We start from the raw sequence: 16,594 nt of genomic DNA on the forward strand, positions 1-16,594 counted from the left end.
TTATTCTGGGACCGCCACGTCGAAAGGTCCGCACGAGGAGATCTGAATATGGCACACGCCCGTGGACCGAATCCCGCGCTGCGCCGCTGCATGGCGGAGGCGGGATGGAACGGGCCGGCCCTCGCCGCGGCCCTGCAGAAGGTGGCCCGGGAGAGCGGTCTGAGCGTGGGCTACGACCGGACGACCGTGGCGCACTGGCTGTCGGGCACTCAGCCGCGGCCGCCCGGGCCCCAGTTGCTGGAGGAGGCGTTCGCCCGCCGGCTGGGGCGACCGGTCAGCCTGGTCGAACTCGGCCTGCGTCCGCCCGTGCGGGCCCTTTCCGCGGAGGAGTCGGAGCCGACCGATCCGGTGGCCGGGCTGCGGCAGTGGCACTCCTGGCCCGAGTCCGCCCCTCCGGACGACGACACGTCCGCGTCCCCTCTCTTCCAGGTGCGCCTGCTGCCGTCCCCGCGGCTGCCCGCACCCGAGCCGCAACTCCCGTGCCGCACCGGCCCGTTCCATCGTCCACCGGTCACGGCACCCGCGCCTGCGGCCCGGCCGACCGCGGACCGACCGACCATGGACCGGCCGAGCATGGACCGGGCGGGCGCGGAGCGGGTCGGCGCGCGGCAGGTGGAGGCGGTCCGGGAGATGACCGCCTTCGCGGCCCGGCACTACGACGCGTACGGCGGGGCGATCGCCCGCGGGCTGCTGCTGGGCTACCTGCGCGACCAGGTGCTGCCCTGGCTGCGGTCACCCGCCGCGGACCTCCGGCACCGCGAACTGCTCAGCGCGGCCTCCCAGTTGGTGCGCCTGGTGGGCCGCACCTACACCGACGACAACCGGCACGGGGAGGCGCAGCGGCACTACCGTCTGGCGTACCGGATGGCGGCGGAGGCACAGGACGGGCAGGCCGAGTCGATGGCGCTGCGGGACCAGAGCACGCAGGCCGGGGCGCTGGGGCACCAGGCGTACGCGTCGCGGCTGGCGGACGCGGCGGCCGAGCACCTGCCGGGCGCCGCGGCGCCGGGGGTACGGGCGTTCGTGCTGGCGCAGCAGGCGGTGGCGGCGGCCCGGTTGCGGCAGGCCGGGGAGGCGATGCGCCGGTTGGACGGGGCGCAGCAGTGGGCGGGCCGGGCGGCGAGCGAGGGCGGCCCGCACCGGTACCCGGAGCCGGCCCTGCTGTACCAGACCGCGCAGGTCCACCAGGCGCTGCGGGCCACCGAGTCGGCGCTGTCGTACCTGCGGGCCTCGCTGCGGGCCCGGCCGCAGGGCGAGCACCGCACCATCGGGGTGTCGCTGCTGCAGCTGGCCCACCTGGAGCTGGACGCGGGCAACATCCACCAGGCGAGGCGGGCCCACGCGACCTTCCGGGAGCGCCACGAGGCCCTGCGCTCGCCCGCCACCTCCCTGCAACTGGCCCGGCTGGAGGGCCGGTTCGCGCGGCTGGGCGGGTAGCCCGGAGCCCGGCCGCGCGCGGGGGTGAGCGGGGCCGTCCGCGGGTGTGGCCGGGCGGGCCGGCTGGTGATCACTTCCGCTATGAACGACCCCTCCTACTACGCCCTGGTGGTTCCCGCCGACCCGTCCGCCGGGACGGATCCCGTGCCGCCGCCGCCCACCGCGGCCCGGCCACCCACCGCAGAAGCCGGCCCGGTCGGAGGCCGGATGCGCGGCCTCCCGCCCAGCAGTATGGGCGGGTCACCGCCGGTGTCCCGGCAGGGCGTTGCCGACTCCGGTTGAAGTCGTGCCGGTGTTGAAACCCGCGCGCGGCGGCCGGCCGGCGGGCGCGGCCGAGGAGCGCGCGGCCGGTGCCGCCGGGGTGCGGGTGGCGGGTGTGCCCGGGCCGCGGCCGCCGGGGGCGGTCAGGGTGGTGGAGCGCACCCGGTACCGGCTGAGGTGCTGCCGTTCCGGCTCGCGCAGCGGGCGGCTGCGCCTGGTCTCGGCGTCGGTCGCCACCGTGACCGTCCGGGCCTGGAAGACCACGTGTCCGCGGCGGCGGGCCTCGCAGTTGGTGCTGATCGAGGACCGGCCGAGGCGCTCCACCCAGATCTGCACGGGCAGCGGGGTGGGGCAGTGGTACAGCGGCGCCCGGTAGTCGATCTCATGACGGGCGATCATGAAGCCGTCCTCGAACAGGTCCTGGCCCCCGGTGTCGTCGTACAGCAGGCAGTAGACCGCCTCCTGCACGTACTGCAGCACCTTCAGGTTGTTGACGTGCCCGAAGGCGTCCATGTCGCCCCAGCGGGTCCGGCACAGGTAGGTGTACACCGGTCAGCCGTCCGTCCGGTGATCGCCGCGGAAGCCGAGGGTGCGCCGCAGGTAGCCGTAGGCGTAGGGCGAGCGGCGCAGGGCCGCGTCGTCGCCCTGCTCGTAGACCTCGGAGGCGGTGTCCAGGACGGCCCGGCCGAGAATCTTCTCGGTGCGCCGGCAGAGGCGTTCGAGTTCGGTCAGCCGCTCGGCCGCGGGCAGCCCGGCGAGGGCCGCGCACTCCATCTCCACAAGATCGACCCCGCCACGGTACTCAGGCATCGGTTCCTCATTTCCAGTCAGTTTCGTCAACGTGGAGGGATAGAACCGGCGGCCCCATTGACGCCCGATGTCCTCCCGGTGATCAAACTCGATCGATATGGCACCGGAAATGGTGAGATTCCTCGATGTTTGTTGAAGGTGGCGGGTCCGGGGGCGACTTTCAACGCGCCATGGCCGGCGCTACCGCCGAACGACGTCGGAACCGGTGTGCCGGGCTACTCCAAGGTGAGGGCGAGCAGGGCCTCCGGGAGGGCCGCGAGCACCAGGCCGTCGGGGGTGACGGCGAGCGCGGTGGCGGGGTTGCCGAGGCGGAGGTCGAGTGCGGTGGCGGCGGCGCCCCAGCGGCGCAGGCGCAGCAGGCCGTCCGACCAGGCGGCGGCGAGCAGCAGGCCGGCGGGGGTGGCGGAGACGGCGAGGGCGGTGACGGAGTACGGGCGGGCGTCGATCGGCTCGGGCAGCGGGGCGCGCGCCGGCATCCAGGAGTGCACGCGGCCTTCCGCGCCGCCGCTGACCACCAGGGTGCCGCCGTCGACCTCGGCCAGGGCGATCGCCGTGACCGGCCCGTCGTGCAGCGGCTGTTCGGGTTCGTGGGCGGTGTCCTCGGCGAGCAGGCGGCAGCCGGTGCGGCCGTCGGCCGTGCCGTGGGCGAGCGCGTCGTCGAGGGTGGCGAGCGCGGTGACCGGCGGGAGGGCGACGGCGGCGGAGGAGGGCGCGCCGATCGGTCCGCCGAGCGGCAGCACGGAGACCGGTCCGGCCGGTGAGAGGTGCAGTGCGCCGCCGTCGCCCGCGCAGGCCAGCGCGACGGCCGAACGGTCCGTCAGCGGCAGTGGCACGGCCCTTTCCTGACCGGTCGCCGGGTCGAGCAGGCCGAGCCGTCCGTCGGCGGCGAGCAGCAGCTGTCCGGTGAGCGGGCCGCGGCCGAGCGCGATCAGCGCGGGTCCGGCGGCGGGGCGGCTCCAGTGGGTGCGCCAGTACGGTCCGGCGACGGCGGCGCAGTGCGCGGCGGCCGCGGGTTCGCGGCCGACCAGCCAGGCGTGCAGCGCGCCGGCCCGTTCGGCGGGGTGGGCGAGGGCGGTGCGGTCGGGGGCGGCGAGCTGCCAGGCCGCGGCGAGCGCGGTGACCGGGGCGCCGGCCGCGTGGGCGCGCTCGAAGGCCGCGGTGACGGCGGCCGGTTCGGCGTGCAGCAGGACGTCGGGGTCGTCCAGCAGCGGGGAGGCCGGGTCGGCGGCGGCCGCGTGCTGGACGAGCAGCGCGAGCCGCTCCGGGTCGGCCGCGGCGAGATCGGGTCGGCCGCCGGGGCCGGAGGGTATGCCGCCCGCGATCTCCCACATCAGCCCCGGGTGGTCGACCGGCGGCGTGTCGGCGGCGACCTGCCGGGCGAGTACCTCCGGGCGCAGCCGCCGGCGACCCACCACGGCGGGCGGCGGCAGCAGCTCGGCGGCGGCGTGTACGGCGGCCGGGCCGCCCGCCCCGGGCAGCGTGGCCCACAGCTCGGTGCTGACGGGCGCCTCGGCGGCGTGCAGCGCCTGCAGGGCGGCGCGTTCGGCGGGCGGCACGGCGGCCCACCAGGTGGCGGCCAGGGCGCCGGCCCGTTCGCCGACGGGGGTCCCGGCGGGCAGCCGGGGCAGCGGGACGGTCGGGGGGATGCGGGCGGCGAGCAGCGCCAGGCCGGGGCTGGGGTGGACGGCGGCCGGGTCGACCTGACGGCCCGCCAGCTGGGCGCACCAGGCGGCGAACTGGCCGGGGTCGGTCCACTGCGGCTCGTCCAGGTCGAGCACCGCGCCGGCCGGGGCGGCCGTGGTGAGCGCGCGGGCGGCGGGTTCGTGGGCGGTGTCGACCAGCAGGAGCAGCCAGGGCAGGGCGAGCAGCGGGGCGAGCAGCTCGCGGGCGATCCGCGCGGCCGTGCCGGGCAGTTGGGCGTTGCCGGCCCGGTCGAGGTCGGTGACCACCACCACCCGGGGCTGGCCGTCCTGCAGGGCGGTGAGCAGGTCGGCCGGTTCGCGGGCGAAGACGCCGAGCAGGTCGGCGAGCCGGGCGGTGGCCGAACGGACCGTCAGGCCCTCGGCGTCCAGCAGGGCGTGCACCCGGCGGCCGGGCCGCGGGTGGTCCGGCGGGCAGGCGGCGGCGAGCCAGGTCAGCAGGTGGGTACGGCCGCTGCCGGAGGAGCCCGTCACCCGGCACAGCCGGGGCGCGCGTTCGTCGTCCAGCCAGGACAGCAGGGCCCGGGCGGCGGGGCGGCGGCCGGCGCCGAGCGGCGGCAGCGGGGCGGGGGTGACGGCCGCGGAGGCCGTCGCGGCGGAGGCCCTCGGCGGCCGGCCGTGGCCGGGGTTGGGCCGGTAGGGGGCGTCCGGTCCGGGCGGCCAGCCGCCCTGGACGGCGTGGCCGGGCACCCGGCCCGCCGGGTCGTAGCCCTGGTCGACCACGTACCGCCAGCCCGCGGCTGACGGGGCGTCGGCGTCCGGGAGGTCCCCGGCAGTCCGCAGACCGGTGAGTGCGCCGGTGTCCACGTGCACTGTTCCTCTTCGTCGTCCCCGTTCGCCGGTCCCCGTGGCGCTGCGGGGGCGCGCCGTCGACGCCGCCCCTCGCTCCGGCGGCGGCCAGCCTACTTGAGCGGGCGTCGGGTGGGTGCGCCCGTTCACCGCCTTCGGTTCATGTACGCGCCATCTCCGGCGTCTATGCGCGTAAACCATGGCACTGCCACACTCCCAGGGCTCCTTCGCACCGTGCTCAGCTGCTCCGCCCAGGCCGGCTCCCCCGTCCGGGAGCCGGTGCCGTGCACCACGTCACCGCAGGGAGAATCCCCGATGCCCAGCACCCTCGCGCGCCGTGCCGCCCTCCTGCTCACCGCCACGGCCACCGCCGCCGCGACCGCGCTGACCGCCGTCCCGGCCCACGCCGCGGGCGCCTACGCGCTGCTGGTCTTCCCGGACCAGAGCCACACCGCCGTCTACGACTTCATCAACACCGCCACCCGCAGCGTCGACGTCACCATGTACGAGCTGCGGGACACCACCGCGGTCACCGCGCTGGTGAACCGTCAGAAGGCCGGCGTCAAGGTCCGGGTGATCCTGGACGGCGCGCACACCTCGGTGAACTCCTCCGCCTTCAACGCCCTCCGCTCGGGCGGCGCGGGCGTGGTGTACTCCTCCTCGTCGTTCGTCTACACCCACCAGAAGACGATCACCGTGGACGGCGCCAAGTCCCTGGTGATGACCGGCAACCTCGACTCCACCTACTACGCCAACGACCGCGACTTCGGCGTCTTCGACGCGGACGCCGCCGACGTGGCCGCGATCGAGCAGGTCTTCAACGCCGACTACGCCAAGACCTCGATCACCCCGCCGGACGGCGACAACCTGGTCTGGTCCCCCACCGACTCGCAGACCCGCCTGCTCGCCCTGATCAACGGCGCCCAGCACTCGCTCGACGTCGAGCAGTTGGAGTTCGGCGACACCGCGCTGGTCAACGCGGTCGTCGCCGCGGCGAGGCGCGGCGTCGCCGTCCGCGTGGTCGGCATGAACCCCTCCAGCTACGGCAGCTCCTTCTCCGCCGTGGTCGGCGCGGGCGGCAAGGTCGTCACCTACAACGGCACCACCGGCCTCTACGTCCACGCCAAGACCATCGTCGCCGACTACGGCACCGCCACCGCCAAGGTCTTCGCCGGCTCGGAGAACTTCTCCGACAACTCCCTCAACCACAACCGCGAACTCGGCCTGATCGTCACCGACCCCGGCGTCCTCACCGGCATCGAGACCACCTTCACCGCCGACTTCAACGGCGGCACCAAGTACCCGGGCTGACCCACCCTCCGACCGGCGGACCGGACGGCGGCCGGGCAGGCGTTCGTCCTGTGACCCGCGCTCACAGCACTGACGGTCCGTCACAGGCCGAGCCCGACGCCCCCGTCGCCGCCCGGGATGTCGTTGCCCGCGTCGCCGTCGTCGTCCATGAAGCCCAGGAGGAGCAGGAAGACCGACCACGGCGCGACCAGGATGATCAGGAAGTAGGCCCAGACCTGGCCGTACTTCACCACCAGCACCATCAGGAAGGCGGAGAGGCCCGCCGCCACCAGCGCGCCCAGCACGCACACGATCCTCCGCAGCACGGTTCCCCCTCGGCCCGGCCCCGCCCCCTTCGGGTCGATACCCGCCGGGCGTGCGGTCAACTCGCTTTGTCACGAAGGGACTTGCGGGTGGTGCCGAGCTTGCGCAGCACTGCGGCGACGTGGTGTTCGGCGGTCCGCTCGGAGAGGTAGAGCGCGGCGGCGATCTCCTTGTTGCTGGCGCCCTCGGCGAGCAGTCCGGCCACCTGGCGTTCGCGCGGCGAGAGGGTGTCGGCGGGGTCGCGGGGCGCGCGGGGGACGGCGGCGGACTCGTGGGTGCGCAGGTGGCGGCGGCAGCGGGAGGCGTCGCTGACCGCGCCGAGCCGGTCGAGGACCTCGATGGCGGCGGTGAGCCCGGCGGCCGCCTCGTCGGCGGGCCGGGCCAGCGCGGCGCGTTCGCCGGCGAGCGCCGCGGGGTAGGGACGGCCGACGGCCTGCCAGGCGTCCCGGGCCCGGTCGAAGGCGGTCGCGGCGTCGGCCGCCTGTTCGGCGAGCAGGCCGGCAGCCAGGTGCTGTTCGGCGACCGCGCCGGGGCAGTCCAGGCCGGCGATCCCGGCGGCGTGCTCCGCGGCGAGGGCGGCGGCGGTGACCCGGTCGCCGCGCAGCAGGGCGGTCTCGACGGCCGTGGGCAGCAGGTCGTTGGCGAACGGCCAGGCTTCGCGGCGGCGCAGCAGCCGGACCGCGGGGGTGAGCGTGCGCCAGGCCTCCTCCGGCTCGCCCTGGGCGAGTTGGAGGCGGGCGAGGCCGGCGGCGTGCGGCAGGGTGAGCAGGTCGGTGGGGTCGGTGTCCAGGCACTGCCGGTGGCGCTCGACGGCGCGGGCGGTGTGGCCGCGGGCGGCGTCGATGCCGGCCTGGGCGGCGGCGAGCAGTCCGCCGTCCGCGAGCGGGCTGTCCGGGAACCCGGCGCGGTAGTCGGCGAGTCCGGCGTCCCATCGCTGCCAGTGGCCGCCCGCCCAGTCGAGGAGCAGCGGGTAGCTGCGGACGTACATCATCATCAGGCTGAGGCCGTCGCGTTCGGCGAGGGCGGCGGCCTCCGCGGCCCAGGGGCCGGTGCGGCGGTCCTGACCGGTGAGGAAGGCGGTCTCGGCGGCGTTGGACAGGCCGACGACGGTGCAGAACTTCAGCTTCGGGCTGTCGGTGTGCCGGGGCAGGGCGGCGACCAGGGCGGGGATGCCGGGGTCGGCGCAGTCGGGAACGAGGACCATGCGGTTGATCCCGACCACCGCAGCGGCCTCGGGGTCGTCCACCCGGTCCAGGATGGCGAGGGCGTGGTCCATCCAGGCCCGGCGTTCGGCGGCGGTGGCGTCGCCGGAGTCCATGGCGGCGAGGACGGCGAAGGTCTTGGCCGCGTGGACCGGGTTGTCGGCCTCCAACTCGGCTGCGGACTGCTCGAGTTCGGCCAGTCCGTGGGAGCCGCCGAGCCGGGTGCGCAGGATGTTGCCGATCCGGGCGCGGATCTCGCCGCGGTCGGCGGGGGCCAGACCGGGGGTGTCGACGATGCGGCGCAGCGCGTCGACGGTGGTGTCGGTGCCCTCGGCGGTGTAGGCGACGGCCTCGGCGAGCGAGCGGGCGGCGACGCCGAGGTCCTCGGCCGGCAGGCCTGGGTGGTCGATGAGTTGACGGAGCATCAGGGCGGCGGTGCCGAGGTCGCCGACGGCCATCGCCTGGTCGGCGGCGGCGCGGGCGTGCACCAGCCACTGCGCGGTGTCGCCGAGGGCCCGGGTGTGGTGGGCGATCTGCACCAGCGGTGGCGGCTGCTGCGCGGTGAGCAGGTGCAGGACGCGACGGTGCAGCCGGGTGCGGACCGGGCCGGGCAGCGCGTCGTAGACGGCGCGGCGGGCCAGGGCGTGCGAGAAGCCGTAGCTGTCCGGGCCCTGTTCGACCAGGACGGAGCGGTCGAGGGCGTCGGTCAGCGCGTCGGTGCCGGCGTCGGCGGACAGGCCGGCGGCGTCGGCGAGCAGCGCCTCCGGGCCGGGGAGGGCGAGGACCGCGGCGGCGTTCACCAGGGCGACGGCGTCCGGGGTGAGCCGTTCGATCCGGGCGGCGAGCACCTCGCGCAGGCTGCGCGGGACGCCGAGCAGGTCGGGGCTGCGGGCGGCGCCGGTCTGACCACTGAGGGTGATCAGGTCCTCCACGGCGATCAGCGGCAGTCCGTGGCTGCGTTCGTACAGGGCGTCGGTGACCTGGCGGTCGGGGGCCGCGCCGAGGGCGGAGCCGGCCAGCGCTGCGAGCGCCGGGGCGTCCAGCCGGTGCAGCACGGGTTCGCGCAGGCCGGTGCCGGCGGGGCGGCGGAACTCCCGCCCGAGCAGCGGGCCCTGCTGCTCCTCACCGCGGAAGGTGAGGACCAGGCCGACGTCGTCGGGCAGGCTGCCGGCCAGCAGCAGGAGGAGTTCCCGGGTGGCGTCGTCGGCCCAGTGCACGTCCTCGACGACCAGCACGACGGGGGCGGCCGCGGCGAGCAGGGCGCGGGTGGCGTGGAGCACGGCCTGGCGCTGTTCGCCGGGGCCGGCGGGTGCCTCGGGCGGCGGGGGCAGCCGGTCGGCGAGGGCGGGCAGCAGCGGGGCGAGGGCGCCGGTGGCGGCGGGGAGCCGGGCATCCGGGGGCAGCAGCGGGCCGAGCGTGTCGAGCGCGTCGATCACCGGGCCGAAGGCGAGGGGTTCGCGCAGCGGGTGGCAGCGGCCGGTGACCGTGCCGACGCCCTGTGCGCGCAGCGCCTCGGCGGCCTCGGCGGCCAGCCGGGTCTTGCCGACGCCAGCCTCGCCCTGGATCAGGGCGATGGCCGGGCGGGCCGACAACAGGGCGACCAGCTCCCGCAGTTCGCCGTCGCGTCCGACGAACGCGAAGCCGTGCCGGTCCGCCGCCCGGCCGGGGTGCCGTCCGGTGCCTGCCATCTGCCGCTCCTGACCCGCCTGGAAGGTACCTTCACGCTACTGCCCCCCCGCCCGGCGCGGACCGGCGACAGACCGGTGGGCCCGGCCGATCGGCGACAGACCGGTGGGCCCGGCCGATGTGCACCACGACCGAACACCACCGCACATCGCCGGGGGCGTCGGCGACTACCCAGGTACCGGCCCGCGACTACCCATGTCCCGGCCGCCCCCGCTCGGAACTGGGCACCGCCGGCCCTGGATCCGGCGCCCTTCGCGGCCTTGGCTGGAAGCACGAGCCCCACCCGCACCACCCGGAGGCGAGAGCGCCATGAACACGAGGACCCGCCCGGTGGCAAGCCGCCCCACCGCCATCTACCTGCGCTGCTACCCTTACGACGCGGGCTACCTGCTGGACTTCTGGGACGTGCTGAGCCGCTACGCGCTGACCGCCGGCCTCGGCGAGGCCACCGTCTTCATGGACAACGGCCGCCGCTCCCGCGAACCGCTGACGTCGCTGGAGGCGCTGCTCGAGGCGGTCGAGGAAGGACGGGTCTCCGCCGTGGTGATCCCCGGGCCGTTCGTCTTCTCGCTGGACGACGAGGCCGCGGACGCCACCGTCCGCCGGTTCGAGGAGCTGGGCTGCCGGGTCCACCAACTGCCGCACCCGCTGGGCCCGTCCGCCGACTCCCGCCGCGTGCGGCCCGCCGCCTTCGCCGCGGCGCGCTGAGCCCCCGGAGCCGGACGGCGGCGGGTCAGGGCGCGTCCGCCACGATCAGCCGGCCCACCTGCTCACCGAGCACGGCGCGGGCCGGCTCGTCCAGGCCGCTGTCGGTGACGAAGCAGTCCACCTCGTTCAGCGCCGCGAAGGCGCTCAGGCCCACCACGCCCCACTTGCTGTGGTCGGCCACCGCCACCACCCGTCCCGCCGCGGCGATCAGCGCCCGGTTGGTCTGCGCCTCGGCCAGGTTGGGTGTGGTCAGCCCGGTCCGCTCGGAGACCCCGTGCGCGCCGATCACCAGCACGTCCACGTACAGCGAGCGGATCGCCTGGTCGGCCAGCGGGCCGACCAGCGCAGCGGACGGGGTCGGGGTGCCGCCGGTCAGCAGCAGGGCCGGTCCGGTGCCGGGGTTGCGGGCCTCGTGCTCGCGCAGCAGTTCGGCGACCGGCAGCGAGTTGGTGACCACGGTCAGCCCGCGCACCTCCAGCAGCCGTCCGGCCACCGCGTACGCGGTCGAACCGGCGGAGATCGCCACCACGCTGCCGGGCTCCACCAGGGCCGCCGCGGCGGCCGCCAGCGCCGCCTTGGCGCCGGAGGCGCGCTGCGCCTTGGCCTCGAAGCCGGGCTCCTCGGCCCGGGCGCCGGCGGCCACCGCACCGCCGTAGATCTTCTCCACCTCGCCGGCCCGGGCCAGCTCGTCCAGGTCCCGGCGGATCGTCATGTCGGAGACGCCGAACTGCTCCACCAGTTCCGCCACCCGGACGGCGCCGGTCCGGCGCACCAGGTCGAGGATCAGCGTCCGGCGCTGGGGGCCGAGCAGTGCGGGGTCCGCCACGGGTCTGTCTCCCACCTCTGGGTTCTTGCTCACGAACCAACAGGATAGGGCGGCCCCGAGCCGCCCCGAGCGCACCCCGCGCCACTCCCGTCCCGCGAATCCAACATGATTCAACACCACTGAGCGAAATTCTGGTTACCTGGCGGAAACCATTGACACAACCGAACATCGCTCGGAAACTCTCGGACAACCACTTGTTTGCGTCAACATCAGCGAACGGAACGCGCTGGAGCAGACGGCGGCCACTCCCCCACCCACCCCCGCACCGCAGAGGTACGAGCCCCCATGCACCGTTTCAGAGTCGCGCTCCTCGGCACCCTGCTGGCGCTCTGCGCCCCGCTCGCCACCGGCGCCACCGAGGCCCACGCCGCCCCGGCGACCATCGTCAACGGCACCCAGTTCACCGACACCACCGGCGCGGTGGTGCACGCCCACGGCGGCGGCGTCATCAAGGTCGGCCAGTACTACTACTGGTTCGGCGAGGACCGGAACGCCGACAACACCTTCCGCTACGTCTCCGCCTACCGCTCCACCGACCTGAAGACCTGGGAGTTCCGCAACCACGTGCTCACCCAGGCCACCGACCCCGAGCTGGCCTCCGCCAACATCGAGCGCCCCAAGGTGATCTACAACGCGGCGACCGGCCAGTTCGTGATGTGGATGCACAAGGAGAACGGCGCCGACTACGGCGAGGCCCGGGCCGCGGTCGCGGTCTCCTCCACCGTGGACGGCAACTACGGCTGGCGCGGCAGCTTCCGCCCGCTCGGCGAGATGTCCCGCGACATCACCACCTTCGTCGACGACGACGGCACCGCCTACATGGTCTCCGCCGCCAACGAGAACCGGGACCTGCACGTCTACCGCCTGACCGCCGACTACACCGGCATCGACGCCCAGGTGCAGAGCCTGTGGAACGGCCAGTCCCGCGAGGCGCCCGCCCTGTTCAAGCGGGGCGGCGTCTACTTCCTGCTCACCTCGCAGGCCACCGGCTGGTCCCCCAACCAGCAGCAGTACGGCACCGCGAGCAGCATCACCGGCTCCTGGAGCGGCCTGCAGGACATCGGCGACGGCGTCACCTACGGCAGCCAGACCGCGTACGTGCTGCCGGTCCAGGGCACCACCGGCACCAGCTACCTGTACATGGGCGACCGCTGGGGCAACTCGATGGGCGGCACCGTCCAGGACTCGCAGTACGTCTGGCTGCCGCTGAAGTTCCCCACCGCCACCACCATGACCATGGGCGACTCCCCGCAGATCACCGTGGACGCCGCGGCCGGCACCGTCACCCCGATGAACGCCACCTGGGAGACCCTCACCGGGAAGCAGAGCGGCAAGTGCGCCGACGTCGGCAACTACGCGTTCGGGGCGGGCGCCGGGCTGCTCCAGTGGTCCTGCGGCAACGGCGCGAACCAGAACTTCTGGTTCAAGCCGCTGAGCGGCGGCTACGTCCAGCTGATGGCCCGGCACAGCGGCAAGTGCCTGGACATCGCGGGCAACTCGACCGCGGACGGCGCACCTGTGGTGCAGAACACCTGCTCCACCGCCACCTCCCAGCAGTGGCAGGTCGTGAAGGCCGACGCGAGCGGCAACGTCAAGCTGGTCGACCGGCGCTCCGGCAAGTGCCTGGACGTGATCAACCAGTCCACCGCCGACGGCACCGGGCTGGAGCAGTGGACCTGCAACTCCGGCGCCAACCAGCAGTGGCGGCGCGGCGCGGCCGCCCTGTGAGCCGCTGACGCCCCGTCACCACCCCCGCCACACCCCCGACCACGGCACGCCCCTCTCCTCGCCAGGCGAGGGGCGTGCCGTTCGCATGTCCGCGCCCCGCCTGCCACCCGGGAGGAACCCATGCCCCTGCCCGTCCCGCGCCGCCGCCGCACCGGCCCGGCCACCGCACTCGCCGCGGTCGCCGCACTGGCCACCGGCCTGCTGGCCGCCCCGCCCGCCGCGGCCGAGGAGGCCGCCGCGCACGTCACCGTCCGGCTCGACCCGTCCTACCAGCAGCAGCCGTTCCAGGGCTGGGGCACCGCACTGGCCTGGTTCGCCAACGTCACCGGCGGCTGGCCGGACGCCGAGCGCACCAAGCTCGCCGACGCCCTGTACGGGCCGGACGGGCTGGGCTTCACCGTCGCCCGCTACAACATCGGCGGCGGCGACAGCCCGGAGACCGCGCCGTACCTGCGCCCCGGCGCGGCCGTGCCCGGCTACTGGAACCGCCCCGCCGCGTACGGCCCGCCCGGCGGGAACCCGACCGGCTGGACCGAGCAGCCGAACTGGTGGGACCCGAACAACCCCGACCACTGGAACCCGCAGGCCGACGCCAACCAGCGCTGGTGGCTCGCCGCCGCGAAGAGCCGCGGCGCGGACACCTTCGAGGCGTTCTCCAACTCCGCCCCGTACTTCATGACCAACAGCGGCCTGGTCTCCGGCGCCGCCGACGGCTCGAAGGACAACCTGCGCGCCGACCAGTACGACCGCTTCGCCGCCTACCTCGCCGGATCCGTGCAGCGCGCGCAGGCCGCCGGCGGCGTCACCTTCGGCTCGCTGTCGCCGATGAACGAACCCGGCACCTCGTACTGGCACGCCGGCGGCCCGCAGGAGGGCTCGCACTGGGACCAGGCCTCGCAGGCGCACCTGGCCACCGCCGTCCGCACCGCCCTGGACGGGGCCGGCCTGCACACCCCGATCGCGGCGATGGACGAGACCAACCCCGACCTGTTCCGCACCGACTGGAACGCCTACCCGGCGGCGGCCCGCGCCGCCGTCGGCAGGCTCGACACGCACACCTACGGCACCAGCGGGCGCGGCGGGGTCCGGGACAGCGCCAAGGGCGCCGGACTGCCGCTGTGGATGTCCGAGGTCGACCTGGGCGGCTCGGTGCCGCAGAGCTTCACCGACATGGCGCCGGCCCTCGACTTCGCGCACCGGATCACCGACGACGTACGGGAGCTGGAGCCCGGCGCCTGGGTGATGTGGCAGGCCGTCGAGGACTACACCAACATGACGCCCGGCCACGAGGACTCCAACTGGGGCCTGATCCAGGTCGACCTGAACTCCGCCGACCCGGCGAACGAGCCGATCCGCACCAACAAGAAGTACTGGGCGATGGCCAACTACAGCCGCTTCGTGCGCCCCGGCGCCCGGGTGATCGGCACCGACTCCACCGACACCCTGGCGGCGCTGCGGCCCGGCGGCACCGGCGCGGTCGCGGTGTACACCAACTCGACCGGCGCGGCGCAGACCGTCACCCTCGACCTGGCGGGCTTCGCCACCGTCGACCAGGCCGTGCCGGTGCAGCGCTACACCACCGACGCCGGCAAGAACCTGCAGCGCGAGGCCGACCTGAGCGCCACCGCCGCCAAGACCCTCACCGCCACCGTCGGCCCCGGCTCGGTGACCACCTTCGTGCTGCCCGGCGCCAACGGCGTCGCCCCGGCCGCCGCCACCGCCCCCACCGGCCAGGTCCGCCGCCTGGTCAACGACCGCAGCGGCCTGGCGCTCACCGCCGGCAGCACCGGCCCCGTCCAGCGCACCGTCAACCCCGCCGACACCACCCAGCAGTGGACCTTCACCAAGCTGGCCGGCGGCTACGACTCCACCGCCGCGTACCGGATCACCAACGCCAGGACCGGCAAGGCGCTGTCGGTCTCCGCCGGAACCCTCGGCTTCGCCACCGCCGGCACCTCCACCCAGCAGCAGTGGCTGCTCTCCACCACCGGCGACGGCCACGACACCCTGATCAACAAGGCCAGCGGTCTGCTCCTCGACGTCACCGGCGAGTCCACCGCCGACGGCGCACCGGTCGGCGTCTGGCAGGCCACCACGGGTGCCAACCAGTCCTGGGCGCCGCGCAGCGCCGCGGCCGACGCCTACAAGTCCCTGAAGGTCAGGCTCAGCGGCCGCTGCGTCGACGTGGCGGGCGCCGCCACCGCCCCGGGCACCGCGGTCATCCAGCACACCTGCGCCAACGCCGCCGACCAGCAGTGGTCGCTGCGCCCGAGCAGCCCCGGCCACGTCACGGTGGTGGCGCGCTCCACCGGGCAGTGCCTGGACGTGGCGGGCCTGTCCACGGCGGACGGCGCACCGGTGGTGCAGTTCACCTGCAACGGCGGGCCGAACCAGGAGTTCTCGGTCCGTGACAACGGCAGCGGGTACGTCACCCTGCTGGCCCGGCACAGCGGCAAGTGCCTGGACATCGCGGGCGGCTCCACCGCGGACGGCGCAGCGCTGGTCCAGCAGCCGTGCACCGCGGCACCCGGGCAGCAGCTGCTGATCGGCTGACCCAGGGCGGACGGTCGGCGGGTGTCGCCCCGGACCCCTGGGGCGACACCCGCCGACGGCGTGTCAGGAGGGCGCCGCGGTGCTGGACCTGACGACCAGTTGCGGCGTGACCGCGACCGGTGGACCCGCCGAGGCCGGGTCGTCCGGGGACTCGATCTGGGCGAGCAGCCGGGCCACGCAGAGCCGCCCGACCTCCTCGAAGTCCTGCCGGACGGTGGTGAGCGGCGGCAGGTAGTAGGACGCCTCGGGCAGGTCGTCGAAGCCGACCACGCTGACGTCCTCGGGGACTCGGCGGCCGGCCTCGTGCAGGGCGCGGACCAGGCCGAGCGCCAGGTGGTCGTTGGCGGCGAAGACCGCGGTGACGTCGGAGCGGGCGGCCAGCTCCTGCCCGATCCGGTAGCCGGCGGCGGCGGTCCAGTCGCTGTAGCGCAGCGGCGGGGTCGGCGCGCCGGCCGCCTTCAGGGTGGCGTGCCAGGCGGCGGCGCGGCGGCGGGCGGCGTAGGAGTCGTGCGGGCCGCCGATGTGCCAGACGGTGCGGTGGCCGAGGTCGAGCAGGTGCCGGGTGGCGGCCGCGGCGCCCGCCGCCTGGTCGGTGTCGACGGAGGGGAAGCGGCGCTCGGGGTCGCCGTCGGCGACCACCACCGGGACGCCGGAGGTGACGCTGAAGCCGGGCCGGTCGAGGATCTGCGCCTCGATCACCACCAGGCCGTCGACGGCCTGGTCGGTGAGCTGGCGGACGGCCTGCTGCACGGCGCGCTCGGTCTGGTCCTCGACGCACACGACGTTCAGCGAGTAGCCGGCCCGCTGCGCGGCGCGGGAGATCGCGGCGAGGGTGCGGGCGTTGCCCTGCGCGGTGACGTCGAAGGTGACCACGCCGAGCACGTGGAAGCGGCCCAGGGTGAGTGCCCGGGCCGCGCTGTTGCGCTGGTAGCCGAGGATCCGCATGGCCGAGAGCACCCGGTCGCGGGTCTCCGGCTCGACGTTGCTGCGGTTGTTCGCGACCCGGGACACGGTCTGCGAGGAGACCCCGGCGAGGGCGGCGACGTCGGCCTGCGAGGGCGGCCGGGACTTGCCGCGGGCGATCCCGCCGGGCGTCTGCTGGTCCATACCGGTCCCTCCATCATGTCTGCGTGAACATGGTAGCGGGACGCGGGCGCGGCAAAACCACCGCCCCGGTTGCCGGCAGCAACCGGGGCGGTGTTCGCGGCGGGTGGGCCGACCCTCAACGGCCGCCCGCCGTCCGCCCCCGCCCGCCGGCCCGGGCTGCTACGCCCGTGGAG

General features: G+C 75.1%; 12 protein-coding genes. 5 read left to right on the forward strand and 7 right to left on the reverse strand.

Annotation, left to right across the window (positions count from 1 at the left end):
- Positions 1 to 48 precede the first annotated feature (48 nt).
- Positions 49 to 1,437 (forward strand): hypothetical protein, encoded by a 1,389-nt coding sequence (locus ACWD4U_RS06020; protein WP_363451460.1) that lies wholly within the window; start codon positions 49 to 51, stop codon positions 1,435 to 1,437.
- 240 nt (positions 1,438 to 1,677) lie between these two features.
- Here ACWD4U_RS06020 and ACWD4U_RS06025 read toward each other — a convergent pair whose 3' ends face one another.
- From ACWD4U_RS06025 to ACWD4U_RS06035, 3 genes are all read right to left on the reverse strand, one after another.
- Positions 1,678 to 2,247: an acyl-CoA thioesterase gene (locus ACWD4U_RS06025; RefSeq protein ID WP_363451458.1), complete on the reverse strand. Its 570-nt coding sequence runs from the start codon at positions 2,245 to 2,247 to the stop codon at positions 1,678 to 1,680.
- 3 nt (positions 2,248 to 2,250) lie between these two features.
- Entirely contained in the window at positions 2,251 to 2,508 is a 258-nt protein-coding gene (locus tag ACWD4U_RS06030; RefSeq protein WP_363451456.1) for a hypothetical protein, read from the reverse strand.
- A 215-nt stretch (positions 2,509 to 2,723) separates the two neighbouring features.
- Positions 2,724 to 5,015, reverse strand: coding sequence for a hypothetical protein (locus ACWD4U_RS06035; RefSeq protein WP_363451455.1), 2,292 nt, complete (start codon positions 5,013 to 5,015; stop codon positions 2,724 to 2,726).
- A gap of 297 nt (positions 5,016 to 5,312) precedes the next feature.
- Between ACWD4U_RS06035 and ACWD4U_RS06040 the strand changes: the two genes are divergently transcribed.
- The gene (locus tag ACWD4U_RS06040; protein ID WP_363451453.1) at positions 5,313 to 6,308 is read left to right on the forward strand and encodes a phospholipase D-like domain-containing protein; all 996 of its coding nucleotides are present in this window, start codon (positions 5,313 to 5,315) and stop codon (positions 6,306 to 6,308) included.
- An 80-nt stretch (positions 6,309 to 6,388) separates the two neighbouring features.
- Here the strand turns inward: ACWD4U_RS06040 and ACWD4U_RS06045 are convergent, their stop codons facing one another.
- Both ACWD4U_RS06045 and ACWD4U_RS06050 read right to left on the reverse strand, forming a co-directional pair.
- Positions 6,389 to 6,613: a hypothetical protein gene (locus ACWD4U_RS06045; protein WP_363451451.1), complete on the reverse strand. Its 225-nt coding sequence runs from the start codon at positions 6,611 to 6,613 to the stop codon at positions 6,389 to 6,391.
- A gap of 56 nt (positions 6,614 to 6,669) precedes the next feature.
- Positions 6,670 to 9,501: an AAA family ATPase gene (locus tag ACWD4U_RS06050; protein WP_363451449.1), complete on the reverse strand. Its 2,832-nt coding sequence runs from the start codon at positions 9,499 to 9,501 to the stop codon at positions 6,670 to 6,672.
- 328 nt (positions 9,502 to 9,829) lie between these two features.
- Here ACWD4U_RS06050 and ACWD4U_RS06055 point away from each other — a divergent pair, with 328 nt between their 5' ends.
- Positions 9,830 to 10,207 (forward strand): hypothetical protein, encoded by a 378-nt coding sequence (locus tag ACWD4U_RS06055; RefSeq protein WP_363451447.1) that lies wholly within the window; start codon positions 9,830 to 9,832, stop codon positions 10,205 to 10,207.
- A 25-nt stretch (positions 10,208 to 10,232) separates the two neighbouring features.
- On the opposite strand, the gene ACWD4U_RS06060 is transcribed toward ACWD4U_RS06055, so the two are convergent.
- Positions 10,233 to 11,033 carry a DeoR/GlpR family DNA-binding transcription regulator gene (locus tag ACWD4U_RS06060; RefSeq protein WP_363451445.1) on the reverse strand — a complete coding sequence of 267 codons (801 nt, stop codon included), beginning with the start codon at positions 11,031 to 11,033 and terminating at the stop codon, positions 10,233 to 10,235.
- 285 nt (positions 11,034 to 11,318) lie between these two features.
- Between ACWD4U_RS06060 and ACWD4U_RS06065 the strand changes: the two genes are divergently transcribed.
- Positions 11,319 to 12,761 (forward strand): RICIN domain-containing protein, encoded by a 1,443-nt coding sequence (locus tag ACWD4U_RS06065; RefSeq protein ID WP_363451443.1) that lies wholly within the window; start codon positions 11,319 to 11,321, stop codon positions 12,759 to 12,761.
- 120 nt (positions 12,762 to 12,881) lie between these two features.
- On the forward strand, positions 12,882 to 15,314 hold the full coding sequence (locus ACWD4U_RS06070) for an RICIN domain-containing protein (protein WP_363451441.1): 2,433 nt from the start codon (positions 12,882 to 12,884) through the stop codon (positions 15,312 to 15,314).
- Between the two features lie 63 nt (positions 15,315 to 15,377).
- On the opposite strand, the gene ACWD4U_RS06075 is transcribed toward ACWD4U_RS06070, so the two are convergent.
- Complete coding sequence (locus ACWD4U_RS06075) at positions 15,378 to 16,421, reverse strand: LacI family DNA-binding transcriptional regulator (protein ID WP_363459915.1); 1,044 nt, start codon at positions 16,419 to 16,421, stop codon at positions 15,378 to 15,380.
- Positions 16,422 to 16,594: the final 173 nt, after the last annotated feature.

It is taken from the genome of Kitasatospora sp. NPDC002522 (assembly GCF_053595195.1).